General features: G+C 71.5%; 18 protein-coding genes. 5 read left to right on the forward strand and 13 right to left on the reverse strand.

Annotated features, from left to right (window positions below):
- Positions 1-123 precede the first annotated feature (123 nt).
- On the reverse strand, positions 124-5,415 hold the full coding sequence (locus tag IG99_RS09910) for a sacsin N-terminal ATP-binding-like domain-containing protein (protein WP_037671950.1): 5,292 nt from the start codon (positions 5,413-5,415) through the stop codon (positions 124-126).
- 1,031 nt (positions 5,416-6,446) lie between these two features.
- Entirely contained in the window at positions 6,447-6,923 is a 477-nt protein-coding gene (locus tag IG99_RS09915) for a DUF6299 family protein (RefSeq protein ID WP_051865096.1), read from the reverse strand.
- A gap of 251 nt (positions 6,924-7,174) precedes the next feature.
- On the opposite strand from IG99_RS09915, the gene IG99_RS09920 reads away from it, so the two are divergent.
- Positions 7,175-7,369, forward strand: a complete 195-nt coding sequence (locus IG99_RS09920; RefSeq protein ID WP_037671952.1) for a DUF5999 family protein — start codon at positions 7,175-7,177, stop codon at positions 7,367-7,369.
- A gap of 34 nt (positions 7,370-7,403) precedes the next feature.
- On the opposite strand, the gene IG99_RS09925 is transcribed toward IG99_RS09920, so the two are convergent.
- Together IG99_RS09925 and IG99_RS09930 are read right to left on the reverse strand one after the other, a co-directional pair.
- Positions 7,404-7,805 carry a RidA family protein gene (locus IG99_RS09925; protein WP_037671954.1) on the reverse strand — a complete coding sequence of 134 codons (402 nt, stop codon included), beginning with the start codon at positions 7,803-7,805 and terminating at the stop codon, positions 7,404-7,406.
- Positions 7,802-8,977 carry an acyl-CoA dehydrogenase family protein gene (locus IG99_RS09930; protein ID WP_037671956.1) on the reverse strand — a complete coding sequence of 392 codons (1,176 nt, stop codon included), beginning with the start codon at positions 8,975-8,977 and terminating at the stop codon, positions 7,802-7,804. Before IG99_RS09930 ends, IG99_RS09925 begins: the two co-directional genes overlap by 4 nt.
- Before the next feature lie 63 nt (positions 8,978-9,040).
- Here IG99_RS09930 and IG99_RS09935 point away from each other — a divergent pair, with 63 nt between their 5' ends.
- Positions 9,041-10,717 (forward strand): AMP-binding protein, encoded by a 1,677-nt coding sequence (locus IG99_RS09935; RefSeq protein ID WP_199815488.1) that lies wholly within the window; start codon positions 9,041-9,043, stop codon positions 10,715-10,717.
- Positions 10,718-10,742: 25 nt separating this feature from the next.
- A complete protein-coding gene (locus IG99_RS09940) occupies positions 10,743-11,555 on the forward strand; it encodes a PaaX family transcriptional regulator (protein ID WP_037671960.1) in 813 nt (270 codons plus the stop codon).
- 18 nt (positions 11,556-11,573) lie between these two features.
- Here the strand turns inward: IG99_RS09940 and IG99_RS09945 are convergent, their stop codons facing one another.
- Both IG99_RS09945 and IG99_RS09950 read right to left on the reverse strand, forming a co-directional pair.
- Complete coding sequence (locus IG99_RS09945) at positions 11,574-13,937, reverse strand: bifunctional salicylyl-CoA 5-hydroxylase/oxidoreductase (protein WP_078947609.1); 2,364 nt, start codon at positions 13,935-13,937, stop codon at positions 11,574-11,576.
- Positions 13,922-14,749: an enoyl-CoA hydratase family protein gene (locus tag IG99_RS09950; protein WP_037671961.1), complete on the reverse strand. Its 828-nt coding sequence runs from the start codon at positions 14,747-14,749 to the stop codon at positions 13,922-13,924. The genes IG99_RS09945 and IG99_RS09950 overlap by 16 nt, the downstream gene beginning before the upstream one ends.
- A gap of 296 nt (positions 14,750-15,045) precedes the next feature.
- On the opposite strand from IG99_RS09950, the gene IG99_RS09955 reads away from it, so the two are divergent.
- Positions 15,046-15,498, forward strand: a complete 453-nt coding sequence (locus tag IG99_RS09955) for an ATP-binding protein (protein ID WP_037671964.1) — start codon at positions 15,046-15,048, stop codon at positions 15,496-15,498.
- 16 nt (positions 15,499-15,514) lie between these two features.
- Here the strand turns inward: IG99_RS09955 and argF are convergent, their stop codons facing one another.
- The 6 genes from argF to IG99_RS09985 all read right to left on the reverse strand — a co-directional run bounded on the left by argF (position 15,515) and on the right by IG99_RS09985 (position 24,159).
- The gene (gene argF / locus IG99_RS09960; protein ID WP_037671966.1) at positions 15,515-16,522 is read right to left on the reverse strand and encodes an ornithine carbamoyltransferase; all 1,008 of its coding nucleotides are present in this window, start codon (positions 16,520-16,522) and stop codon (positions 15,515-15,517) included.
- A gap of 93 nt (positions 16,523-16,615) precedes the next feature.
- Positions 16,616-17,839 (reverse strand): arginine deiminase, encoded by a 1,224-nt coding sequence (locus IG99_RS09965; RefSeq protein WP_037671968.1) that lies wholly within the window; start codon positions 17,837-17,839, stop codon positions 16,616-16,618.
- Positions 17,840-18,045: 206 nt separating this feature from the next.
- Positions 18,046-20,589, reverse strand: a complete 2,544-nt coding sequence (locus IG99_RS09970) for a polynucleotide kinase-phosphatase (protein WP_037671970.1) — start codon at positions 20,587-20,589, stop codon at positions 18,046-18,048.
- Complete coding sequence (locus tag IG99_RS09975; RefSeq protein WP_037671972.1) at positions 20,586-22,055, reverse strand: 3' terminal RNA ribose 2'-O-methyltransferase Hen1; 1,470 nt, start codon at positions 22,053-22,055, stop codon at positions 20,586-20,588. The genes IG99_RS09970 and IG99_RS09975 overlap by 4 nt, the downstream gene beginning before the upstream one ends.
- A 141-nt stretch (positions 22,056-22,196) precedes the next feature.
- Entirely contained in the window at positions 22,197-23,105 is a 909-nt protein-coding gene (locus IG99_RS09980) for a DUF4232 domain-containing protein (RefSeq protein ID WP_037671975.1), read from the reverse strand.
- Between the two features lie 130 nt (positions 23,106-23,235).
- A complete protein-coding gene (locus tag IG99_RS09985; protein ID WP_037672287.1) occupies positions 23,236-24,159 on the reverse strand; it encodes an LLM class F420-dependent oxidoreductase in 924 nt (307 codons plus the stop codon).
- A 240-nt stretch (positions 24,160-24,399) separates the two neighbouring features.
- Here IG99_RS09985 and IG99_RS49530 point away from each other — a divergent pair, with 240 nt between their 5' ends.
- Positions 24,400-24,561: a hypothetical protein gene (locus tag IG99_RS49530; RefSeq protein ID WP_199815475.1), complete on the forward strand. Its 162-nt coding sequence runs from the start codon at positions 24,400-24,402 to the stop codon at positions 24,559-24,561.
- A gap of 76 nt (positions 24,562-24,637) precedes the next feature.
- Here the strand turns inward: IG99_RS49530 and IG99_RS09990 are convergent, their stop codons facing one another.
- Positions 24,638-25,099 carry a DUF6099 family protein gene (locus IG99_RS09990; RefSeq protein WP_037671976.1) on the reverse strand — a complete coding sequence of 154 codons (462 nt, stop codon included), beginning with the start codon at positions 25,097-25,099 and terminating at the stop codon, positions 24,638-24,640.
- Positions 25,100-25,114: the final 15 nt, after the last annotated feature.

Consider the following 25,114-nt stretch of genomic DNA (forward strand, 5'->3'; position numbering starts at 1 on the left):
TCACATGCTTGCAGGGCGGGCTGTGAGCCGCCGTCACCGAGCTCCGGCATCGGGATGCGTGGAGACGGCAGCTTCGCCTGGTCGTTCGTCGGCCGGTTGAGCCTTTCCGGTGCCGTCCGCGCGCTACCCCCTCCCCAACGGCGAGCACTGATAGCGCACCCCCCGGCTGACCATCCTGAAGCGGTCACGCCCCTGGGCCGAGAACGGGTTCGGCAGGTCGAAGACGCGGCGCTGCTCCGGGACGAGGGCAGAGGTGATCAACAGGATGCGGTAGCGGTTGCCCCGGGCGTGGCGGCGGGCCGCTTCCACCTCGGACGGTCCGAGTTCGAACTCCACCCGCTCGGCACACGGGTCGCTGAGTGCCTTCACCTCGTACAGCCGGGTGGTGTCACGCCAGGTGACCTCGAAGTCGTAGCCCAGGGAATCGGACGCCTCGTCGTCTCCGTTGACGACGGCCGCATAGCCCGAGGTCCACCGCACATCGGGGTAGTGGCGCTGGAGCCAGGCGCGCGCGGCCACCTCCCCGACGAGACCGATGGCGGACCGCTGGTCCTCGGTAGTCCGCTTCGCCTTCGCGACGACGATGCGCGGCTTGACGGAGGATCCGCCCCCGCTGCGTGGCCGGGGCACGTCGACCACGGTGTCCAGGCGCACCCTGCCCGACTGGGCGAGGAAAGCCTCGTCGATGGTTCTCGATGCGATGTCCGCGATGGTGGAGAGCTGGTCGCTTCCGACCCTGACCTCGGCGTCCCCGATGGTGATCGTGCGTGGAGCGACGATCGTGGAGACACCGGAATCCCGGGCCCGTGCCTCCGTCTGCGCGAGATCCTTGTCGGTGAGGCCCAGCGCCGCTGGGTCCGCGGCGTGCGGCATCCCGGCGGGCCACCCCACGGCTCGTCCCACCGCGTCGAGCAGATGGCTCTCGCTCAGCGGCAGCAGGTCACCCAGCCCGGTACCGTCGATGTAACTCCTGCATTCCATCAGCACCGCCCCGTGCCACCCCGCAGGCACCTGGATGCCGTGACGGCGGCACCAGGCGGTCACCAGTGGGGGCAGCACCGGCACGAGCGCGTCCAGTGCGGCCGTGTTGCGTGCCCGGAGCCGGTCGAGGGGCTCGAGTTCGGTGGGCCGCTCGAGGTCGTCGTCAGCTCCGTGCGATCGGAGCCATTCCCGCGCCCTGTCGCGCATCGCCTCCTCCGGCGGGGTGATGAACCGGGGAAGCCAGTCCGGGTCCGGCTGGAGGTCGTGGAGACCGCGGGCCGCGGCGTAGCCGGAGATGTCCTCATCCTGCTGCGCGGCGACGGCGTATCGCTCGCGGAGCCGGTCCAGAAGGATTCCGAAGCGAGCGCGTACGAAGTCGCCGAAGGCCTGTTCGTGGCGGTCCGGGTAGTACTCCGGGGAGTACCCGAGGGCGACCAGTGCGGTGTTGAACTGCTGCAAGTCGAGTCCCAGTTCGTCCCTGAGCTCCGCCGGCCTCGTGCAGGAGCGGGCCAGGGCGACCAGCTCCGCCGACGGCAGCGGCAGACCGGGCGCGAGCCGGTCGATGATCCCGACGAGTTCCCGTTCGCCGGCCGCACGACCGAGAAGGCGGGCGGCCTCCTCGTTCCAGGCGTCGGCAGCCAGGCACGCCAGCACGGGGCGGAGCAGTCTCACCGTGTCCTGCACGTCACCCGTGAGGTTGCGCCGGATCTCGGCGACCCTGGCCTGGGTCGTGTCCAGTGCGGCGGCGAGGACGCCGTCGTCGACGAGCGTCGGGCTGCTGCCGCCGAAGCTCCGCTCGAGTTTGACGAGGACCAGTTCCAGCGCGTCCTGCAACCACGGCCTGCCCAGCAGTTGTGCGACGGCAGGTGTCGCCGCCTGCAGTTCGTCCCACCCCTCGTCGCTTCTCCAGACGACCACCGTGGGGTACTCGTCGTCCGGCAACGGCAGGGCGCGCGTCGACGACGGCGGTTCGGCCGGCGTCCCGGAGACGGTGATCTCCACGTCTTCGGCGTGTACGACGCGCAGGCCGCGGAGCCGTTCGAGCGCGGCCCGGACACCGCGCTCGCTGCGGCGCACGAATGCCCCGGACTTGAGTTCCATGGCGAGGGCGACCACGGTGACCAGCCACTCCCGTTCCCGGATGAACACCGCCGCCTGACTCGACGGCGTGATGGGGGCGCCGTCGCGATGACGTACCTGCACGTTCGTGGTCGACGTGCGCTGTACCCTCAGCCCGTTCGCCTCTGCCAGGCGGACGACGGCGTCACCGGACTCCGCCGGGGCGACGAGGACGGGATGCCCCGCCGGCTCGATGAGCGCCTCCTTCAGGGGATCCGCCTCGTCGCAGACGATGACTGGTGCTTCGTCTGCTTCGTCGGCCGACGGGGTGAAGGTGCCGAGCACGTGGGTGCGGCTGACCACCAGGCGGACCTCTTCGCTCGGCGCCCAGGGCCACTGGCCCGTCCGTACGATGTTCGACCAGGCCCGTTCGTAGTGCCGTTTGAAGGACACGCTGAGGTACTCGGGCACCTCGCCCTTGTCTAGCACGTCAGCGAGCTGACTCACCGCCGCCCCTGCGTGCAGCGGATCTTCCCACCTGCGCAGGCCGAGCCGGAGCATCCGCTCGACGACATTCCTGTCGGTGAGCATGCGGCGCGTCGACAGGGGGAGCGCAGGGACGAAGGCCGGGAGTTCCCCGTCGGTACTGAACCAGGCCCGCCGGGGTGCGACGAAGGAGGGACCATCCGGCTCCTCCACGGGCAGCCAGGCCATGCCGCGGAGGTAGGAGGCCAGAGGAGTGGGCCAGGTGTGCGCGTCCTTGAAGGAGTAGGTGGGCCTGTGCACGGTGACGGTGAAGACCTCCTCGCCCCAGGTACGCAGCCCGTGCATCAACAGCTCGGCGAACTCGCGCCGGGCGGCAGGGCCGAGCCCGGCCACTTCGGTCGCTCCCGCCAGGTGGGCAGGCGGGTGTGTGAACTCGTAGGGCGTGTAGGGGTGCTGGAATCGGGTCCAGTCGCTCCTGACATCGGCGCACCAGGCATCGGTGAGCGCGTCCCCCAGCCCGAAGCCCGTGGCCAGTCCCGTGAGGCGCAGTTCGTGTCCCTGGCGGGCTCCCAGTCGCTCCCCGACGGTTTCCGGCCGCAGGCCGTCGCACACACCGAGGGATTGCAGGAACTCGGTGTAGGCCGCCCGGTCCCGTACCGGCGCGGGCCAGTCGTCGGGTCCGCTGATCCACTGGTCCCGCTGCGCGGCCAGGGCCGGGATCCCGGATCCTCCCTCGGCGAGGAACCGCTCCAGCCGCCGCGCTCCCTCGGTGCCCCATGCGGGTGAGAAGGAGCAGCGTGCGGCTCTGCCCCACCGGCCGGTGTCGGCCAGTGGCAGCCGGAAGGGAATACGGGCCAGCCGTCGGCGCTGGGCCTGGGTGAGCAGCGGGTACTGCCGGAACGCGAAGGTGAGGGCGTCGCGGCCGAGCGCCTCCGAGGGGTGGCCGCAGAGCAGGTCTTCCAGTGCGTCGAAGACCCGGTCGAGTTGGTACGGGCGCACCAGTTCGTTGCGCTCGAGGAACCCGCGCCCAACGCCGTCCCAGGCGATCGCCGGGTGGGTGAAGGAGATACGGCGCCGGAGTGCCTTGAGATCACCCGGGACCCGGGTGGCGGTCTCACCGTCCGCCATGTCGTCGGGCTCGGGGTGGAAGAAGACGGTCGCGTCCTGCCTGCCGGCATCGGTCCGGCCGCCGAGGGCGCTTCTCAGCCGCATGTCCTGGTCGAGGATGATGCGTCGGCCTCGCAGCACCCCTTGGTCCCGGGCGAACGCATGGGACAGGTCGCTGTAGAAGTCCGCCCATACCTGCCCTTCCGGTTCCGTACCGCCGAGCAGAGACCGGGCCACGGCTTCTGCCCACCCAGCGGCCAGGAGCGCCGGCGGACGGAAGGGCCTGGAGATGACGGCTCTGCACAGCTTGTCCAGACGCGCGTGGCGGACAGGGCCGACAGACGGGGTCAGCAGGTCGGCTCCGGCCGCCGTGAGTGCCTCGGTGGTGAGTACGCGCCAGGAGCGCTTGCCGTCGGGCCATCCGTAGGAGTCCTGCAACGAGCCCCACCTCTCCCTGCCGTGCAGGGGCACGATCGGTTCAGCGGCGAGCCTCCCGTCAAGGGCCGCGTCCAACCGGTCCGGTACGTCCCAGCACATGAGGTCAAGCACCAGGTCCGCGGCGAGAAGGTGCGGGGTCTCCGAACGAATGCGCCTGCTCAGTTCCACCGTCAGCAGGGCGAGTTGGTCGAGGAGGAAAGCGTTCAGGGCGACCGTCTCGCTGATGTCGAGGCGAGCCAGCTTGGTGAAGAACGGTGCATGGGCATGGCCAGGGAACGGGGCGTGGACGCCCTCGGCCATCGGCAGGAAGGTGTACATGCGGCCGTTGGGGAGCGGTACGTCGAGGCGCAGCGCGACCGCCACCGATGCCTCGGCGTCCCAGTTCTCCCATGCGGCGTCGATCTCACGCGCCTGAACGCTGCGGCTGATCGCTCCGCCCAGGGCCTCGGGAGCGAGGGTGCGACGCGCCAGCAGGTAGCGGCCCGCCTCGGCGAGGTCGACCTCCCGTACCCAGTCGTCCTCGCCCGCGGTGACCAGGTCCGATGTGCGCTCGGTACGCGAGAGAACCTGCCGGAAGACAGTGTCGGAGCCGTCGCGCACCTCGACGAGGAGTTCGGCCACCCGGTCGAGGAAGAGCAGGAGCGGCGCCTCACCGTTCACCACGTCCTCCGTCTGTGCCACGGCGAGTCCCCAGGCGTGCTGGTCGCGCAACGGCAGCCGTACGACCGTGGAGTACCCGTCCTCGGCGAGTTCCTTGAGGAGGGGATCGGTGACGTCGGCCGGTACCGGCAGCGCCAGCGGGGAGATGTCCTCGATCACCCGGGTGGCGAGCGCCGGGTCTTCCACCAGGGAACGCACATCCTCCGGTCTGGCGAAGCGGAAGCAGTAGCCGTCGAATACCTGGGAGTCGGAGGAGGACTTCGAGTAGATCTCCGGCCAGTCCGTCACTTGCAGCACACTGCGGAAGCCGAGGCCCTTGTTTCCGATGCCCTCACCGGCCGCCTTGCTCGACAGAGCCAGCTCAGTGATGGCGCGGAAGTTCTCCTCGGCGAACACCGTCCCCTCGTTGGCGACGTAGAGAACGCCGCCGTCCTCCCGGATTACCGCCAAGACAGCGATCCTTCCCGGGTCCGCCTGACCGAGTGCGTCGTGGCCGTTCTGGACCAGTTCGAGGATCGTGCGGCCCTCGTACTCCTGGGCGGTGTCCTCGCTCACGGACTTCAGGCTCTCGGCGAACCGCCATGTTTCGCCCGCGTCCCTGTAGATCTCGACTCGCCGCCGGGTCAGGTCGAGTACGGCCGACCGGAATCCATCGCACCCCTCGGCATCCCGCTTCGATGTCATGGCTGTTCCCCCTCGTTCGTGCACAGCCCTGCGCCTGCCAGAAGCCTCCTGGCAGTGACATCCAACCGAATGCGGGGGCATGATTCCTGGTGAATTCCGCATCGAGTTGCACACAGCTACCCGGCCGCTCTCGCTGCTCCACTCGCATTCAAGCGCGCTGCTTCATCGCCCTCGCCGAGGCCACCGACCGCAGGCGAACGCCTTCCCTCAGCGTGCGGCTCCTGCGACCGGCTGCAGCGGACACAGGCCGTTCGCTGTGAGGCATCGGAATGCGCCTCCGACGTCCTGTGGAATCGCGCCACCCGGCGCCTGCCGCCGAAGGCACAGTGTCGGCGGGACACCGCCTGGTCGCCACTGCCCGCAAACGTCGGGTCGTCGGGATGACGGCCATGCCGAGGGCAGAAGCGGTCGGCCTGGTGACCTCGCACGCTCCCGCCAGGGCACCTGCCGCCCGAGCCCACGGTCGAGTGGAGCATAAGCCGACCGCCAACCACCCGGCTCCGCGGCCGCGTCATCCTCACTGGGCGCGGCCCGTTCGAGGAGCGCGCGTTGCCGTTCATCCAGGGCGGACCACCGATGCACGAACATCAGTCCACACCGCGCCCGTACACCCTGCGCCAGCCGAGAGAGCGCCTACGGGCAATCGGAGTCCCCTGGGACTTTTCTGGGACTTCCGGCGACACCAACGGGTACGAGCGTGAAACAGCCGAAAGGCCATTCGCGCAGGTCAGCGACCGCAGGTCACTCATCGCGGCAGGTCACCGCGTTCGCTGGTCTCTTCCGGGACATCTGAGCCGCCGATACCGTCGCACCCGCCGCTTGGGGCGCCGACCACAGTCGAAGCTGGCCACACGCAGCGGTGAGATCGTCGGGTTTATCGGTGAGCTGACCACCTCGGCACCCCCGACGGCCGCCCGCGTTGTGCCGGGCGCAGCCGGGTGAACAGGGGCCCCTGCCCCCGGCAGGAGGTCCGGTCCGGGCAGGGTGATGCCGCCGCACCTCCCGGCCGGGGGTGCGGCGGCACATGTGCGTCAGGCCGCCGTCAGCGTGATGCGCTGCTCCCGTACCGCATGCAGGATGGGCAGCGGGAGGCCTCCCAGCGGGTGGAGTTCCAGCACGGTGGCCTCGACTCGGGCCGGGCCGGGCTCCAGGGTGTCGGGTTCGAGGCGGCCGGTGTTCTGCCAGGTGTGTTTCGCGCCGTCGCACACCGCGCGGCTGCCGCCGATTCCGAAGCGGACGTCCGAGGAGCCCTGGGACACGGAGGAACTGATGAAGACCGGTCCCGTGCCGGGGAGGCAGCGGTAGGTGCCGGACAGGGTGACGGTGCCGTCGGAGGCGATGGTGGCGATCGGGGCGACGGTCAGTGTCGCGGTCTCGTCCGGGGCCGGGGCCGCGGTGGCGGCGGAGACCGGGGCGGTCAGCAGGAGCAGGGCCGCACCGGCCGCCGTGGCGAGGGCGCGGCTTACGGGGCGTGTGGGGTGCGGCGAGTGCAGCGAGCGCAAAGGCATGGGAGACCTCCTGGGTGGGGGTTCCACTGGTACCTGGTGGGTTCGCCGACTTGTGTGATCATCACTCTTTCGGTGGCGAGTCCGCCACGGGCGTCGTCGAACCGTCCGGGAGTTGTCCGGGTGTTGTCACGCTTGGCGCCCGGCCGTTCCGGGGGCTTCGCGAAGGGGGGATGGTCTGTTCACAGGGATCGCTCAGGGTTCGTTCACAGGGATACGGACATCTACGGCCTTCCCCGACGTGGAGGTACGCCATGTGTTCTCACCAGCCTTCGTGCCCCTCGGCCGACACCCACGCGCCGCACGTCGTCGCCGGCCACCCCGAGCAGGGGTGGAGCCTGCTGTGCGACGGCACCATCGCCTTCGACGACACCGGTGAGCTGCTGCCCGACGGCCGCGTCGTCGCACCGCACCGGGCGCCGGGCGAGCAGCTGGCCGCCGCGGCTTGAGTCACGGTGCGGGGAGTACACCGGCAGCGGTCGGTCACTCCCCCAGCACCGCGAAACCGTCCAGCTCGACGAGCGCCTGCTCGTCCCACAGGCGCACGATCCCGACGACCGCCATCGCCGGGTAGTCCCGACCCGCCAGCCTCCGCCAGATACCGCCCAGTCGAGGGGCGTGGGCGCGGTACGCGGCGACGTCCGTGGTGTAGACGGTGACCCGGGCCAGGTCGGACGCCGTGCCACCGGCCGCCGTCAGTGCGGTCAGCAGGTTGATGAGGGCCCGTTCGAACTGCTCCGGCAGTGTCTCCCCGACCACCTTGCCGTCGCCGTCGAGCGCGGTCTGGCCGGCCAGGAAGACCACACGGGAGCCGGTGGCGACGACCGCGTGGGAGAAGCCGGTGGGCGGCGACAGCTCCGGTGGGTTGACCCGTTCGGCGGTCACAGGGCGGCCTCCCACTCCTTGTACAGCTCCTTCGCGATGATGCCCCGCTGCACCTCGCTCGCCCCCTCGTAGATGCGGGGCGCCCGTACCTCCCGGTACAGGTGCTCCAGGAGGTGGCCGCGGTGCAGCGCCCGCGCGCCGTGGAGCTGCACGGCCGTGTCGACGACGTACTGCGCGGTCTCGGTGGCGAGGAGCTTCGCCATCGCGGCGCGCCGGGGCACGTCCGGGGCGCCCGTGTCGTACGCCGTGGCCGCCGCGTACACCATCAGCCGGGCCGCCTCCGTCCGCAGGGCCATCTCGGCGACCTGGTGGGCGACCGTCTGGAGGTCCCGCAGCTTGCCGTCGAAGGCGTCGCGCCGGGCGGTGTGGGCGAGGGTCGCGTCCAGGGCCGCCTGTGCCATGCCGACGGCGAAGGCGCCGACGCTGGGCCGGAAGAGGTTGAGGGTCCCCATGGCGACCCGGAAGCCACGGTCGACCTCGCCCAGCACGTCGTCCGTCGTGACCGGCACGGCGTCGAAGTCCAGGGCGCCGATCGGGTGCGGGGAGAGCATGTCGAGGCTGGTTCCGGTGAGGCCGGGGCGGTCGGCGGGGACCAGGAAGGCGGTGACACCCCGGGCGCCGACACCGGGGGTGGTGCGCGCGAAGACGGTGTAGAAGTCCGCCTCGGGGGCGTTGGAGATCCAGCGCTTCTCCCCGCTCAACCGCCAACGCCGTTGCCCGTCGGGTTCGGCGAGGGTGGATGTGCTGTGGCGGTCCGAGCTGTCCGCCCGCTCCGCCCGCAGGCCCAGCGCGGCCGCGTCCGAGCCCGCCCCCGGCTCGCTCAGGGCGAACGCGGCCACGGCGGTGCCGTCGTGGACGCGGGGGAGCCAGCGTTCGCGCTGGGCCGGGGTGCCATGGGCATGGACGGGGTGGGCGCCGAGGCCCTGGAGGGCGAGGGCGGTCTCGGCCTCGGTGCAGGCGTGCGCGAGGGACTCGCGCATCAGACAGAGGTCGACGGCGCCCGAGGTGAAGACGCGGGACAGCAGGCCGAGGCGGCCGAGTTCGGCGGCGAGCGCGCGGTTGACGCGGCCGGGCTCCCCCTTCTCCGCGAGCGGGCGCAGCCGTTCCGCCGCCAGCGCGCGCAGCCGCGCGCCCCAGGCGATCCGTTCCGGTTCGAGCGAGAATGCGGGCATCGCCGGTCCTCTCTCCCCGCAGCCGTACGACGGCCACCCCTCGACCTTATCGCGCCCCGTTGACTGTCGTCACCAACGCGATACGCTCCTTGCGCGAGCCCACCACCACACAGGGGGCGAACCGCCATGAATGTCTCGGCCCACGTCGACACCTTCGCGCGCGACCACCTCCCGCCACCCGAGCAGTGGCCCGAGCTCCGCTTCGACCTGCCGGAGCTGCGCTACCCCGAACGCCTCAACTGCGCCGCCGAGTTGCTCGACCAGCAGACCGACCCCGAGCGGGTGGCCTTCCGCACCGCCGCCACGACCTGGACGTACGGGCAGCTGCGTGCCCGCGTCGACCGGCTCGCGCACGTCCTCACCGCGGACCTGGGCGTCGTACCCGGCAACCGGGTGCTGCTGCGCGGCCCCACCTCCCCCTGGCTGGCCACCTGCTGGCTGGCGGTGCTGAAGGCGGGCGCGGTGGCCGTCACCGTACTGGCCCAGCAGCGCCCGCAGGAGCTGACCACGATGTGCGAGATCGCGCGGGTGCGGCACGCGCTGTGCGACATCCGGGCCGTCGACGACCTCGCCAAGGCGGAGATACCCGGTCTGCGGATCACGCCGTACGGCGGTGACGCCCCGGACGACCTGCTGAAGCGTCCGGCGCCCGGGACGCCGTACCCGGCCGTGGACACCGCCGCCGACGACGTGGCGCTGATCGCGTTCACTTCGGGGACCACCGGGCGTCCGAAGGGGTGCGTGCACTTCCACCGGGACGTGCTGGCGACAGCGGACACCTTCTCGCGGCACGTGCTGCGGCCGCGCCCCGACGACGTGTTCGCGGGCAGTCCCCCGCTCGGCTTCACCTTCGGACTCGGCGGGCTGGTCGTCTTCCCGCTGCGGGCCGGCGCCAGTGCGCTGCTGCTCGAAGAGGCGGGGCCGCGGCAGTTGCTGCCCGCGGTCGCCGCGCACCGCGTCTCCGTGCTGTTCACCGCCCCCACCGCCTACCGGGCGATGCTCGACCAGCTCGACGCGCACGACGTGTCGTCCCTGCGGCGCTGTGTCTCGGCCGGCGAGAACCTGCCCGCCGCCACCTGGCGGGCCTGGCGGGAGCGGACCGGGGTGCGGATCATCAACGGCATCGGGGCCACCGAGCTGCTGCACATCTTCATCTCCGCCGCCGACGAGCACATCAGACCCGGCACGACCGGGGTGCCCGTACCGGGGTGGCACGCGCGCGTGGTCGACGAGGAGGGGCGGGAGCGGCCGGACGGCGAGCCGGGGCTGCTCGCCGTGCGCGGGCCGGTCGGGTGCCGCTATCTCGCCGACCCCCGCCAGGGCGAGTACGTGCGCGGCGGCTGGAACATCACCGGCGACACCTACGTCCGCGAGGAAGACGGCTACTTCCGCTACGTCGCCCGCGCCGACGACATGATCATCTCCGCCGGATACAACATCGCCGGACCCGAGGTCGAGGAGGCGCTGCTGCGTCATCCGGACGTGATCGAGGCGGCGGTGGTCGGGCGGCCCGACGAGGCACGCGGGCACGCGGTGGTGGCGTTCGCCGTCCTGCGGGAGGGCGCGGCCCGGGACACGGAGGCGCTGCGGGCCTTCGTCAAGGGTGAGCTGGCGCCGTACAAGTGCCCGCGCGAGATCGTCTTCCTGGACGCGCTGCCGCGCACGGCGACCGGGAAGCTCCAGCGCTTCCGTCTGCGGACCGGAGAGACTCCTTCGGTCCCCTCCACGGACCGAAGGTGACCAGCGGTGATGTCGACGACTTAAGATGATCAACGTGTCCGACCAGCATGCTCCACGGTCTCTGATCGTCACGCTCTACGGCGCGTACGGCCGCTTCATGCCCGGCCCGGTGCCGGTCGCCGAGCTGATCCGGCTGCTCGCGGCGGTCGGCGTGGACGCGCCCTCCGTACGCTCCTCGGTGTCCCGGCTGAAACGGCGCGGTCTGCTGCTGCCGGCCCGCACCGCGCGGGGCGCCGCCGGGTACGAACTGTCCCAGGAGGCGCGGCAGATGCTCGACGACGGGGACCGGCGCATCTACGCCACCGCCCCGTCGGAGGACGAGGGCTGGGTGCTGGCGGTGTTCTCGGTACCGGAGTCGGAGCGGCAGAAGCGGCACGTGCTGCGCTCGCGTCTGGCCGGACTCGGCTTCGGCACGGCGGCGCCCGGCGTGTGGATCGCCCCGGCGCGGCTGTACGAGGAGACGCGTCACACGCTCCGGCGGCTGAGCCTCGACCCGTACGTCGACCTGTTCCGCGGCGAGCACCTGGGCTTCGCGCCGACCGCCGAGGCGGTCGCCCGCTGGTGGGACCTGGCGGCGATCGCCAAGGAGCACGAGGCGTTCCTCGACCGCCACGCGCCCGTGCTGCACGCCTGGGAGCGGCGGCCGGACACCCCGCCCGAGGAGGCGTACCACGACTACCTCCTCGCCCTGGACACCTGGCGCCACCTCCCCTACGCCGACCCCGGCCTGCCCGCCCGGCTGCTCCCCGCGAACTGGCCGGGCGTGCGTTCGGCCACCGTGTTCCTGGCGCTGCACGAACGGCTCAGGGACGCGGGCGCGGTGTTCGTGGAGGGGTGACCTGGGCCGGCCCAGCCATCAACTCCCCAGTTGCAGACGAGGTTTGGGGGCGTCCGTCCGCCCGGTCTGCGGACGTCTGCTGCCCGCCCGGTACGGCGCCGGCCAGACGACGCCCGGCCCCTCGTAGCCCTGCTCGGCGGCCGCGTGCAGGGTCCAGTGCGGGTCGTAGAGGTGGGGACGGGCGAGCGCGCACAGATCCGTACGCCCGGCCAGGATCAGGGAGTTGACGTCGTCCCAGGAGGAGATCGCGCCGACCGCGATCACCGGGACGCCGGCCTCGTGGCGGATACGGTCGGCGAACGGCGCCTGGTACGACCGCCCGTACTCCGGCCGTTCCTCCGCCACCACCTGCCCGCTCGACACGTCGATCGCGTCGGCGCCGTGCGCGGCGAAGGCGCGGGCGATCGCGACGGCCTCGTCGGCGGTGGTGCCGCCCTCGGCCCAGTCGGTGGCGGAGACGCGCACGGTCAGCGGGCGCTCCTCGGGCCACACCGCGCGTACGGAGTCGAAGACCTCCAGCGGGAAGCGCAGCCGTTTCTCCAGCGTGCCGCCGTAGGCGTCGGTGCGCAGGTTGGTCAGCGGGGAAAGGAATCCGGACAGCAAATAGCCATGAGCGCAGTGCAGTTCGAGCAGATCGAACCCGGCCCGCGCCGCCCGCCAGGCGGCAGATGTGAACTGCTCGCGCATATCGGTGAGTTGGGCCCGGGGAAGTTGGCGGGGGATCTGACTGCCCGGCTTGTACGGCAGCGGGGAGGCCGCCACCAGCGGCCAGTTGCCCTCGACGAGCGGCTCGTCGATGCCCTCCCACATCGGCTTCGTCGAGCCCTTGCGGCCGGAGTGGCCGAGCTGCACGCCGATCGCGGTACCCGGAGCCTGGGCGTGCACGAAGCGGATGATCCGCCGCCACGCCTCGGCCTGACGCCCGGTGTAGAGGCCGGCGCAGCCGGGGGTGATGCGGCCCTGCTCGCTCACGCACACCATCTCGGTCATCACCAGACCGGCGCCGCCGAGCGCGCGGGCGCCGAGGTGCACGAGGTGGAAGTCGCCGGGGACACCGTCGGTGGCGGAGTACATGTCCATGGGCGAGACGACGACCCGGTTGCGCAGGGTCAGTCCGCGCAGCCGGAACGGGGTGAACATCGGGGGTGTGCCGGGCGGGCAGCCGAAGGAGCGCTCCACGGCGGTGGTGAAGCGGGCGTCGCGCAGCCGGAGGTTGTCGTGGGTGACGCGGCGGCTGCGGGTGAGCAGGTTGAAAGCGAACTGGCGGGGCGGCTGGCGCAGGTAGAGGCCGACGTTCTCGAACCACTCCAGGCTGGCGCGGGCGGCGCGTTGGGTGGAGGCGACGACCGGTTTGCGTTCCGCCTCGTAGGCCGTCAACGCCTCGGCCAGGGTGGGCTGTTCCTTCAGGCAGGCGGCCAGCGCGAGGGCGTCCTCGACGGCGAGTTTGGTGCCGGAGCCGATGGAGAAGTGGGCGGTGTGGGCGGCGTCGCCGAGGAGGACGACGTTGCCGTGCGACCAGCGTTCGTTGACGACCGTGCGGAAGGTGGTCCACGCGGAGTTGTTGGACTTCAGGGGGCGACCGCCGAGGGCGTCGGTGAAGATCTTGGCGCAGCGCTCGACGGACTCGCGCTCGTCCATGGCGTCGAAGCCGGCCGCGCGCCACACCTCCTCGCGCATCTCCACGATCACTGTGGAGGCGTCGGCCGAGTAGGGGTAGCCGTGCAACTGCATCACGCCGTGCTCGGTCTCGGCGATCTCGAAGCGGAAGGCGTCGAAGGCGAAGTCGGCGGCGAGCCAGATGTAGCGGCAGCGGTGGGGACTGATCTGGGGCTTGAAGACGTCGGCGAAGGCTTCGCGAGTGGAGCTGTGGACGCCGTCCGCGGCGATGACGAGGTCGTACGTCTCCGCCAGCCAGGCCGGGTAGGGCGCCTCCGTGGAGAAGCGCAGGTCGACGCCGAGGGAGCGGCAGCGGGTGTGGAGGATCTCCAGGAGGCGCTGCCTGCCGAGGGCCGCGAAGCGGTGTCCTCCGGAGGTGTGGCGGGTGTTGCGGTGGGTGATGTGGATGTCGTCCCAGCGGACGAAGTCGTTTTGGAGTGCCTGGTAGACGACTGGGTCGGCGTGTTCGATGCCGCCGAGGGTTTCGTCGGAGAGGACCACCCCGAAGCCGAAGGTGGTGTCAGGGGGGTTGCGTTCCCAGACGGTGATCTCGCGGGTGGGGTCGAGGCGTTTGAGGAGGGCGGCGGTGTAGAGGCCGCCGGGGCCGCCGCCGATGATCGCTATGCGGTGGGGGTGGCTGGTCGTCTCCGGCGACTGCGGGTTCGACGTGGCTGGTCGCGCAGTTCCCCGCGCCCCTCTGGTGGGCGCAGTCACCGTCCCCTCCATTTGGGAGGGCGCTTCTCGGTGAACGCCGCGTGGAACTCCGCGTAGTCCTCGCCGTTCATCAGGAGGGCCTGGGTCGCGGCGTCGAGTTCGACCGCCGCTGCCAGGGGCATGTCCTGTTCGGCGGTCAGGAGGGCCTTTGTCTGGGCGTAGGCCAGGGCGGGGCCGTCCGCGAGGCGGCGTGCCAGACGGTGTGCGGCCTCGTCGGCCTGACCCTCCTCCGTCAGTTCGCTGATCAGGCCGATGCGCTCGGCCTCGGGGGCCCGTACCGGCTCGCCCAGCATGAGGAGCCGGGTCGCGTGGCCCAGGCCGACCACGCGGGGCAGGAGGTAGGCCGCGCCCATGTCGCCGCCGGAGAGGCCGACGCGGGTGAAGAGGAAGGCGAAGCGGGCGGTGGGGTCGGCGACGCGGAAGTCGGCGGCCAGGGCGAGGACGGCCCCCGCCCCGGCCGCGACCCCGTGCACGGCCGCGATCACCGGGAACGGGCACTCCCGTACGGCCCGCACGACGTGCCCGGTCATCCGGTTGAAGTCGAGGAGCTCGGCGGTGTCGAGGGACAGGGTCGCGCCGATGATCTCGTCGACGTCGCCGCCGGAACAGAAGCCGCGCCCCTCGCCGGCCAGCACCAGGGCGCGCACCGACCGTTCGCGGGACAGCTCGGCGAGCAGGTCGCGCAGGTCGGCGTAGGCGCCGAAGGTGAGCGCGTTGAGCTTCTCGGGGCGGGCCAGGGTGACGGTCGCGACGCCGTCGGCGTGCTCGACCCGCAGATGGTGCCAGTCGGAGGTACGGGGGGCTGAGCCGGCGAAGGGACTCATGACGTGGCGGCCTCCTCGGACGGTGGCGCGGGCACTGCCTCACGGAGCTCTACCCCATGAAGTTATCACCCATATGTGACTGTCGTCAGGAGTGCGCGATAGCGCCTGTGATGATGTGGCCGAACCCCGTCAGATCGTCGACAGGGAGGTAACAGCGGGCGCAGCCGGGCGCGGCGGATCGTCGGCGTGGGTAAGCCGCCGGTACCGGGGGCGAGAATCCCGGGACGACGCCCGTCGAGTCGGTCGGACACCGGCGCCGTACCATTCATAAAGTTGAAAGCAGGACAGCCTGCGCCATGAACGGACCCGCCTTGCAAGAACGCCCCTCCGCCCCCGCCTCCTGGCGGATCGCGCTGCCCCACTCCGCCGCGGCGGTCCCGGTGGCGCGCGCCCTGGTCCGTACGGCGCTGGCGGAGCTGGAGCACGCGGCCGACAGCGACACCGCGGAACTGCTCACCGCGGAGCTGGTGGCGAACGCCGTGGAGCACACGGCCGGCCGGTCCCCCATAGAGCTCGTGGTCGAGCTGCTGCCGACCGGCTGCCAGGTCGAGGTACACGACCCGGACCCGGCGCCGCCCGGCGATCTCACCCGCCCGCACGGCGGACCGCCCGACCCGTGGCAGGAGCACGGGCGCGGTCTGCTGCTGATCCGCGCCCTGAGCTCGTCCTGCGGCCATCGGCCCACGGAGACGGGCAAGGCGGTGTGGTTCCGGCTGCCGGTGGTGCCGCACCAGCGGCGGCCCTCGTAGGACGCCCGGTTTCGGCTCAGGCCAGGGTCGCGACCAGGACCGCCTTGATGGTGTGCAGGCGGTTCTCGGCCTCGTCGAAGACGACGGAGTGCGCCGACTCGAACACCTCGTCGGTCACCTCCAGGGAGTCCAGGCCGTAGGTCTCGTGGATCTCCAGGCCGACCTTGGTGCCGAGGTCGTGGAAGGCCGGCAGGCAGTGCAGGAACTTGACGTCGGGGTTGCCGGTGGCGCGCAGGACGTCCATGGTCACGGCGTACGGCGCGAGGGCGCCGATGCGCTCGGCCCAGACCTCCTTGGGCTCACCCATGGAGACCCAGACGTCGGTGGCGACGAAGTCGGCGCCCAGGACACCCTCGGTGACGTCCTCGGTGAGGGTGATACGGGCGCCGCTGCCCTCGGCCAGCTTGCGGGCGTCGGCGACGACGTCCTCGGCGGGCCAGTACTCCCGGGGGGCGACGATGCGCACGTCCATGCCGAGCAGGGCGCCGGTGACCAGGTAGGAGTTGCCCATGTTGAAGCGGGCGTCGCCGAGGTAGGCGAACGCGATCTCCGTGAGCGGCCTGGCACAGTGCTCGGTCATCGTGAGCACGTCGGCGAGCATCTGGGTGGGGTGCCAGTCGTCGGTGAGGCCGTTGTAGACGGGCACGCCCGCGAAGGCGGCGAGCTCCTCGACCTTGGCCTGGCTGTCACCGCGGTACTCGATCCCGTCGTACATCCGGCCGAGCACCCGCGCGGTGTCCTTCACTGACTCCTTGTGGCCGATCTGTGAGCCCACGGGGTCGAGGTAGGTCGTCGAGGCGCCCTGGTCGGCGGCCGCGACCTCGAAGGCGCAGCGGGTGCGCGTCGAGGTCTTCTCGAAGATCAGCGCGAGGTTCTTCCCCCGCAGGTACCGCGTCTCCGTCCCGGCCTTCTTGGCGGCCTTCAGCTCGGCGGCCAGCTCGACCAGACCGCGGAACTCCTCCGCGGAGAAGTCGAGCTCCTTGAGGAAGTGGCGGCCGGCGAGGGCGGTCGGGACTGTCGCCATGGGGCGCTCCAGGGTCACGGGGGCGAGGAAAGACCTTGGAAGTCTATACGATGCTCAGCATTTATATACAGAACCATTCGCGTGCGGGGTCGGCTACACCGGATCCCGCACCACCGGGCAGCTCATGCAGCGCGGCCCGCCCCTCCCCCGCCCCAGCTCGCTGCCGGGGATCTCGATCACCTCGATGCCCTGTTTGCGCAGATGGGTGTTGGTCGTGGAGTTGCGCTCGTAGGCGACGACGACGCCCGGCTCCACCGCGAGGACGTTGCAGCCGTCGTCCCACTGCTCACGCTCGGCCGCGTGCACGTCCTGGGTCGCGGTCAGCACCCGGATCTCGCTCAGCCCGAGGGCGGCGGCGATCGCCCGGTGCATGTGCTCCGGCGGGTGGTCGGTGACCTTCAGCTCCTTGTCGCCGACGCCCGGCTCGATGGTGTACGAGCGGAGCATGCCGAGCCCGGCGTACTGGGTGAAGGTGTCGCCGTCGACCATCGTCATCACCGTGTCGAGGTGCATGAAGGCACGGGCCTTCGGCATGTCCAGCGCCACGATCGTCCGCGCCGAGCCGGCCGCGAACAGCTTGTGGGCGAGCATCTCCACCGCCTGGGGCGTGGTGCGCTCGCTCATGCCGATCAGCACGACTCCGTTGCCGATCACCAGCACGTCCCCGCCCTCGATGGTCGACGGGTAGTCGGCCTGCCCCTGGGACCAGACGCGGAACGTTTCCGCACGGAACACCGGGTGATACCGGTAGATCGCCTCGAAGTGCACGGTCTCCCGTTGCCGGGCCGGCCAGCGCATGGCGTTGATCGAGACGCCGTCGTAGATCCAGGCGGAGGTGTCCCGGGTGAAGAGGTGGTTGGGCAGGGGGGCGAGCAGGAAGTCGTCGAGCTCCATCACGTGGAAGCGCACGGAGGTCGGCTCCGCGTGCTCGTCCAGGAACTCCCGCTTGGTCATCCCGCCCACGAGGGAGTCGGCCAGCTCGCGCGCGGGCAGGTTCTCGAAGGCGGCTCTGAGGTGGTCGGTGGCGAGCGGTCCGTACTCCTTCTCGTCGAAGATCCGGTCCAGGACGAGCGATCTGGCCTCGGGGATCTCCAGGGTGTCGGCGAGCAGGTCGCCGAAGAGGTGGACGTCCACTCCGCGGTCGCGGAGCACGTCGGCGAACCCGTCGTGCTCGGCGCGCGCCCGGCGCACCCACAGCACGTCGTCGAAGAGCAGGGAGTTCTTGTTGCTGGGGGTGAGCCTCTTGAGCTCGAGATCCGGCCGGTGCAGGATGACGCGGCGCAGCCGCCCGGCCTCGGAGTCGACATGGAATCCCATGCCTCCATCCTGACCAACGGGGCGCCGGTTCACCCCCTGCCCGGAGGATTCCGGACGGCTTGTTTTCATCCCGATGACGAGAAGCGGACGGCGGCGCCCGCGCCGCCGGGGGCGGACGTCGGCCGGGGGCGGACGTCGGCCGGGGGCGGACGTCGGCCGGGGGCGGGCGTCGGCCGGCATCCGCCCCCGGCGGCGATCTCACCCGCTCACAACCGCGGGTCCACCGGCTCCGACTCCAGGGCCAGCACCCCGAACACCGCCTCGTGCACCCGCCACAGCGGTTCACCCTCGGCCAGGCGGTCCAGGGCCTCCAGGCCGAGCGCGTACTCGCGGATCGCGAGGGAGCGCTTGTGGTTCAGGAAGCGCTGGCGCAGGCGGGCCAGGTTGTCGGGGCGGGTGTACTCGGGACCGTAGATGATCCGCAGGTACTCCCGGCCCCGGCACTTGATGCCGGGCTGCACCAGTCGGCCCTGCTCACTGCGGACCAGCGCGCCGATCGGCTTGACGACCATGCCCTCGCCGCCGCGGCCGGTCATCTCCAGCCACCAGTCGACACCCGCCCGCACCGACTCCGGGTCACCGGTGTCGACGTACAGGCGCCGGGTGGTCTGGAGCAAACCACTCGCGTCGTGCTCCACCAGCCGGTCGAGCAGGGCCAGCTGCTCGTCGTGCGGCAGAGCGGCGAGGCTGCGGCCCTGGACGGCGAGGACCTGGAACGGGGCCAGGCGGACGCCGTCCAGGCCGTCGGTGGCCCAGCAGTAGCGCCGGTACGCCTCCGTGAAGGCGGCCGCGTCCGACGCCCGGTCGCGCTGGCGCGCCAGCAGGTCGGTCACCTCGACACCGCGGGCCGCCGCCCCCTCCAGCGCGGCCAGCGCACCCGGGAACACCGCCCCGGACGCGGCGCCCACCGCCGCGTACTGCGAGCGCAGCAGCCCGGACGCCTTCAGCGACCACGGCATCAGCTCGGCGTCGAGCAGCAGCCAGTCCGTGTCGAGCTCGTCCCACAGGCCCGCCTCGCCGACGGCCGTCCGCACCCGGCCGAGGATCAGCTCCGTGACCGCCTCGTCGTCGAAGAACGGCCGGCCGGTACGGGTGTAGAGGGACCCCGTGGGGCCACTCTCCACGCCGAAATGCTTGCGCGCCGCCTCCGCGTCACGGCAGACCAGGGCGACCGCCCGCGAGCCCATGTGCTTCTCCTCGCACACGACCCGCTCGACGCCGTCCTCCTTGTACTGGGCGAACGCCTCCTCAGGGTGCTCCAGGTAGCCGTCGACGCGTGAGGTGGCGGTCGGGGCCATGGTCGGCGGGAGGTACGGCAGCAGCCGCGGGTCCACCGCGAAACGGCTCATGACCTCGAGCGCCGCGGCCGCGTTCTCCTCCCGGACCGACACCCGGCCGGCGTGCCGGGTCTCCACGACCCGACGGCCGTGCACGTCCGCCAGGTCCAGCGGCCGCCCGTCGTGCCCGCCGGGCGCCTCGGCCTTCAACGGCTTCGCCGGCTCGTACCACACCTGCTCGGCCGGTACGTCGACGAGCTCCCGCTCCGGCCAGCGCAGCGCGGTCAGCTTGCCGCCGAAGACGGCGCCGGTGTCCAGGCAGATGGTGTTGTTGAGCCAGGAGGCCTCCGGGACCGGGGTGTGGCCGTAGACCACGGCCGCCCGGCCGCGGTAGTCCTCCGCCCACGGGTAGCGCACCGGCAGCCCGAACTCGTCGGTCTCGCCGGTGGTGTCGCCGTACAGGGCGTGCGAGCGGACCCGGCCCGAGGTGCGGCCGTGGTACTTCTCCGGCAGACCGGCGTGGCAGACGACGAGCCTGCCGCCGTCGAGGACGTAGTGGCTGACCAGACCGTCGATGAACTCCCGGACCTGCTTCTTGAACTCCTCGCTCTCGTCCTCCATCTGCTCGATGGTCTCGGCGAGGCCGTGGGTGTGCTGGACCTTGCGGCCCTTCAGGTAACGCCCGTACTTGTTCTCGTGGTTGCCGGGCACACAGAGCGCGTTGCCCGAACCGACCATGGCCATCACACGGCGCAGTACGGCGGGGCTGTCCGGGCCGCGGTCGACGAGGTCGCCGACGAAGACCGCCGTCCGGCCGTCCGGGTGGACGCCGTCGACATAGCCCAGCTTGCCGAGCAGCGACTCCAGTTCGGAGGCGCAGCCGTGGATGTCGCCGATGATGTCGAAGGGGCCGGTGAGGTGGGTCAGGTCGTTGAAGCGCTTCTCGGTGACGACGGTGGCGTTCTCGACGTCCTCCACCCCGCGCAGCACGTGCACCTTGCGGAAGCCCTCACGCTCCAGGTGCCGCAGGGAGCGGCGGAGTTCGCGGGTGTGGCGCTGGATGACCCGGCGGGGCATGTCGGCCCGGTCGGTGCGGGCCGCGTTGCGCTCGGCGCACACCTCCTCCGGCACGTCGAGCACGATGGCGATGGGCAGCACGTCGTACTGCTTGGCCAGGTCGACCAGCTGACGGCGGGAGTCCTGCTGCACGCTGGTCGCGTCGACGACCGTGCGCCGGCCGGCCGCGAGGCGCTTGCCCGCGATGTAGTGCAGGACGTCGAAGGCGTCCTTGGTCGCGCTCTGGTCGTTCTCGTCGTCGGAGACGAGGCCCCGGCAGAAGTCGGAGGAGATGATCTCGGTGGGCTTGAAGTGCCGGTGCGCGAAGGTGGACTTGCCGGAGCCGGACGCGCCGATCAGTACGACGAGGGAGAGGTCGGTGACGGGCAGGACCCGTCCGTTCGTTGCCTCGGTCATGCGGCCTTCGCCTCCTTCTCGTTCAGGTCCTTCATCACGAACACGGCCATCTGGGTGGGCGGCCCCACCTCGGGGTCGTCCGGTCCGACCGGTACGAACTCCACGCCGTACCCGTGCCGTTCGGCCACCGTCTCCGCCCAGGCGCGGAACTCCTCGCGCGTCCACTCGAAGCGGTGGTCGCCGTGCCGGACGTGCCCGGCCGGGAGACTCTCCCAGCGGACGTTGTACTCGACGTTCGGGGTGGTCACCAGCACCGTGCGCGGGCGGGCGGAGCCGAACACCGCGTACTCCAGGGCGGGCAGCCGGGGCAGGTCGAGGTGTTCGACGACCTCGCTGAGCACGGCGGCGTCGTAGCCCTTGAGCCGGTTGTCGGTGTAGGCGAGCGAGCCCTGCATGAGCTTCACGCGCGACGCCTGCCGCTCGCCCATCCGGTCCAGCTTGAGGCGCCGGGAGGCGATGGTCAGGGCCCGCATCGACACGTCCACGCCGACGATCTCGGTGAACCGGACGTCTTTGAGCAGCGCCTGCACCAACTGGCCCTGCCCGCAGCCCAGGTCGAGCACCCGGCTCGCGCCGGACGCGTGCAGCGCGGTGAGGATCGCGTCCCGGCGCTGTTCGGCGAGCGGGGTCGGCTTCTCCTCGGTCTCCGCCTCGGCCTCGACCGCGTTGTCGATCTCCTCGACCTCGCTGTCGTCCGCCTCCGCGAGCCGCACCAGCTCCAGTCGCTCCATGGCCTGCCGGGTCAGCGACCAACGGCGGGACAGATAGCGGCTGGTGATCAGCTTCTGCTCCGGGTGGGCGGGCAGCCAGCCCTCACCGGCGCGCAGCAGCTTGTCGACCTCGTCGGGGGCGACCCAGTAGTGCTTGGCGTCGTCCAGGACCGGGAGCAGGACGTAGAGGTGACGCAGGGCCTCGGCGAGGGTTCGCTGCGAGGACTCCAGGACGAGGCGTACGTACCGCGAGTCGCCCCACTCCGGGAACTGGCTGTCCAGCGCCACCGGTTCGACGGTGACCGCCCAGCCGAGCGGCTCGAAGAGCTTGCGTACGAGGTCGGGGCCGCCCCGGGCCGGCAGCGCGGGCACCTCGACGCGCAGCGGCAGCGGCTGCTCGGCGCGCTCGGGACGGGCGTTGCACACGCCCCGCATCGCGCTGGAGAACACGCTGCTCAGCGCGACGGCGAGCAGCGAGGAGGCGGCGTACGGACGGTCGTTGACGTACTGCGCGAGCGCCGCGTCCGGTGCGCCGCCACGGCCCTTGCCCTTGCCGCGCCGGACCAGTGCCACCGCGTCCACCTCCAGCAGCAGCGCCGCCGTGCAGCGCTCGGCATCCGCCTCGGGGTAGAGGACGTGCGCCTTGCCGTAGGACGTGGAGAACGCCTGCGCCTTGTCCGGATGCTTGTGCAGCAGGAAGCCGAGGTCGGTGGCGGGGCGTTCGGGGGTGCCGGTGGTACTGATGGTCAGGAACATGCGGAGGGCCTCTCCGGCGGGTCGGTGTGGTGGACGGGTGCTCGGGTGCCGTGCGCGCGAAAGCCCCCAGGACGGTGATCCTGGGGGCTCGGCAGGACGACCGTCCTACGATCGCACACCCCGGCCGACCGGTGCGTTCGTTTATTCGACCTGCTGGGGCGGCTGTTCGTCCACGGTCTGCCAGGGGCCGACGCCCAGCTTTCCGGTGGTGCCGAGATCGAGGTGCGGGGTCACCGTGACGGGTGTGGCACCCGGCTTCGCCACGACACGGACGTAGGGGGCGTTGACCGGGGTGCCGAACTGGGTGGTGTTACGCCATTGGATGACGGACCGGGCGCGTTCACCGGGCTTGAGGGTCAGGGGCTGGGGCGGGCGGTCCATGTCGTCGGAGCTGGAGATCCCGCCACTGCCGTGGAGGATCTTCACGCCGTCGACCTGCCGGTGGGCCTCGTCGAGGAGGGTCAGCTCGGGGTAGCCCTCGATCTTGTACGCGCCGGTTCCGCAGTTCTCCACCCAGAGCCCCACGACCCTCAGCCCCATGGCCGCGTCCCCCTGATCGGCCGTCACACGGATCCCCGAGGACGGGCACGCGCCGGGGGCGGCGGGCGCCTCGTCGGCGGGGACGCTGGTGACCTCCAGGACCTTCACCCGGGTCACGGCGGGTGCCGCCGCCGGCAACTCCCCCATCGTGAGACTCCGGGTCACGGTCCGGCCCGGTCCGACGTTCCGCACGGTCTCCCGCTGGTTGCTCACCGCCCCGCCGTCGGCCGAGAGGAAGCTGAACACGATCGTGTAAGTCAGCGCCTGCGTGCCGTCGTTGGTGACCTCGTAAGTGGCGGAGAGCTCGGAGGCGGCACGGGCCGGGGAGGGGACACTCATCGCGGTGATCCGCACGCCGTTCTTGCCCGGGTCGGAGACGGGGGTCTGCCCGTCGGCCGTGCCACGACCGCCGCTCGCGGCCGTTTGCGAACCGGCGCTCTCGGATCCGCAGCCGGCGACCAGCAGGACGGCGGCGGCGAGGACGGGAAGCAGGGGGGTGACTCTTCGCATCCGGCCACCTCATCAGCGCGGGACCGCTCCCACTGTGGTGGAGGCCATAGTTCCGGTCACAGGCCTGTCACAGTGGTGGCGCCCCGGCCGCCGACCGGCAGGCGACCGGGGTCTTGCGGGCGTCTCGCCGTTACGACAGCTGCGACTGGACCTGGGCGGAGATCAGCTCCAGGTGGTCGAGGTCGTCCAGGTCGAGGATCTGGAGGTACATCCGCCGGGAGCCGGCCTCCGCGTACCGGCCGATCTTCTCGACGACCTCGGCGGGGGTGCCGGCCAGGCCGTTGGCCTTCAGTTCGTCGACCTCGCGGCCGATGGCGGCGGCGCGGCGGGCGACCTCCTGGTCGTCCTTGCCGACGCAGACCACGAGAGCGTTGGAGTAGACGAGCTCGTCCGCGCTGCGGCCGATCTCCTCGGCGGCCGCCCGCACCCGGCCGAACTGGCGCTCGCTGTCCTCGACGGAGCCGAAGGGCAGGTTGAACTCGTCGGCGTAGCGGGCGGCGAGCCGCGGGGTGCGGGTCGCGCCGTGGCCGCCGATCAGGACCGGGATCTTCGCCTGCGCGGGCTTGGGCAGCGCGGGCGAGTCCTTCAGGTCGTAGTACGTGCCGTGGAAGTCGAAGGTCTTGCCGGCCTCGGTCTTCCACAGTCCCGTGACGATCGCCAGCTGCTCTTCGAGGCGGGCGAACTTCTCCTTGGGGAACGGTATGCCGTACGCGGTGTGCTCCTCCTCGTACCAGCCCGCGCCCAGACCGAGTTCGACCCGGCCGCCGGACATCTGGTCGACCCCGGCGACCTGGATGGCGAGCACGCCGGGCAGCCGGAAGGTGGCCGCGGTCATCAGCGTGCCGAGCCGGATGCGCCGGGTGTCGCGGGCGAGGCCGGCCAGGGTGATCCAGGCGTCGGTGGGACCGGGGAGGCCGTCGACCGACCCCATCTTCAGATAGTGATCCGACCGGAAAAATGCGTCGAAGCCGAGGTCCTCGGTGGCCTTGGCCACGGCGAGCAACGTCTCGTACGTGGCCCCCTGCTGGGGCTCGGTGAAGATGCGGAGATCCATGTCTTCCATCCTGCACTCCGTCTCTCCCGTCAGCCTCACCGGTCCCCCTCGCCCCCCAGCGCTCCACGGCCGGGTGAAAAGCGTCAACCGGGCACACGGGCGCTGCCCGGGGCCGGTGACCGGGTCCTGCGGTGATCGTTGGTCGGGCGGTGCCGGACCGCCCGGCGCCCGTCCCCGGCAGGTCAGCGCCGGGGCGTCACCCGATCGGCCTCCCCGGGGGCCAGGCCGAGGAGGCCGCTCATGTCGGAAGAGACCGTGCCGGAGCAGGGCGGGGGCCCGGTGGGGCAGCCCAAGGGGCTGCTGCGGCAGATGGAGGAGCTGATGGCGGCCCTGAACGCGGACCTGTCGGCACTGGACACGGATCTGCAGTCGGCCGGAGGGCCGGCCGACGGCCGCGAGTAGCAATCAGCCCCTCCGGTGCCGGAGGAGCGGGGTCCAGGGAGCCGGAGCCCCCTGTGCCGGCCGGCCCTGCCCGGCCTCACCGCTCCGGCAGCACCTGGTCCCGGTCCGCCAGCTTCCGCAGCATCTCCAGGACCCGGTCCCGCGACTCGTCCGCCGCGTCGATCGCCTCCATGCACTGCCAGTACGTACGCTCGTCGTCCGCCGCGCTGGCGACTCCGACGAGGGCGATGCCGACTTCGCCGAGGAGGCCCCCCAGGTCGAGGAGAGCTTGGCGGGCGTCGTCCAGGGCGGTGAGCTGGGCGGCGCGTAAGTCCCCGGGGTCGAGGGCCGGTGCGTCCAGCACACCGCAGCCTCTGCCCGCCAGTTCGGTCAGCCCCAGGGCCTCGCCGCGCAGTTCGGGTGGTCCGGAGACCGCCAGCCGACTGCCTATCGCCTGCGCCAGGGCCTGGGCCTGCCACACCTCCGTAAGGATCTCCGGTACGTCGCCGCCGCCCGAGAGAGCGCGCCTGCTCGTAAGGATGAGCCGCACAGCGTCCATGCGCTGCCCCCGTCC

Source organism: Streptomyces griseus subsp. griseus, assembly GCF_000720255.1.
GTDB classification, from domain to species: Bacteria; Actinomycetota; Actinomycetes; order Streptomycetales; family Streptomycetaceae; genus Streptomyces; species Streptomyces griseus_I.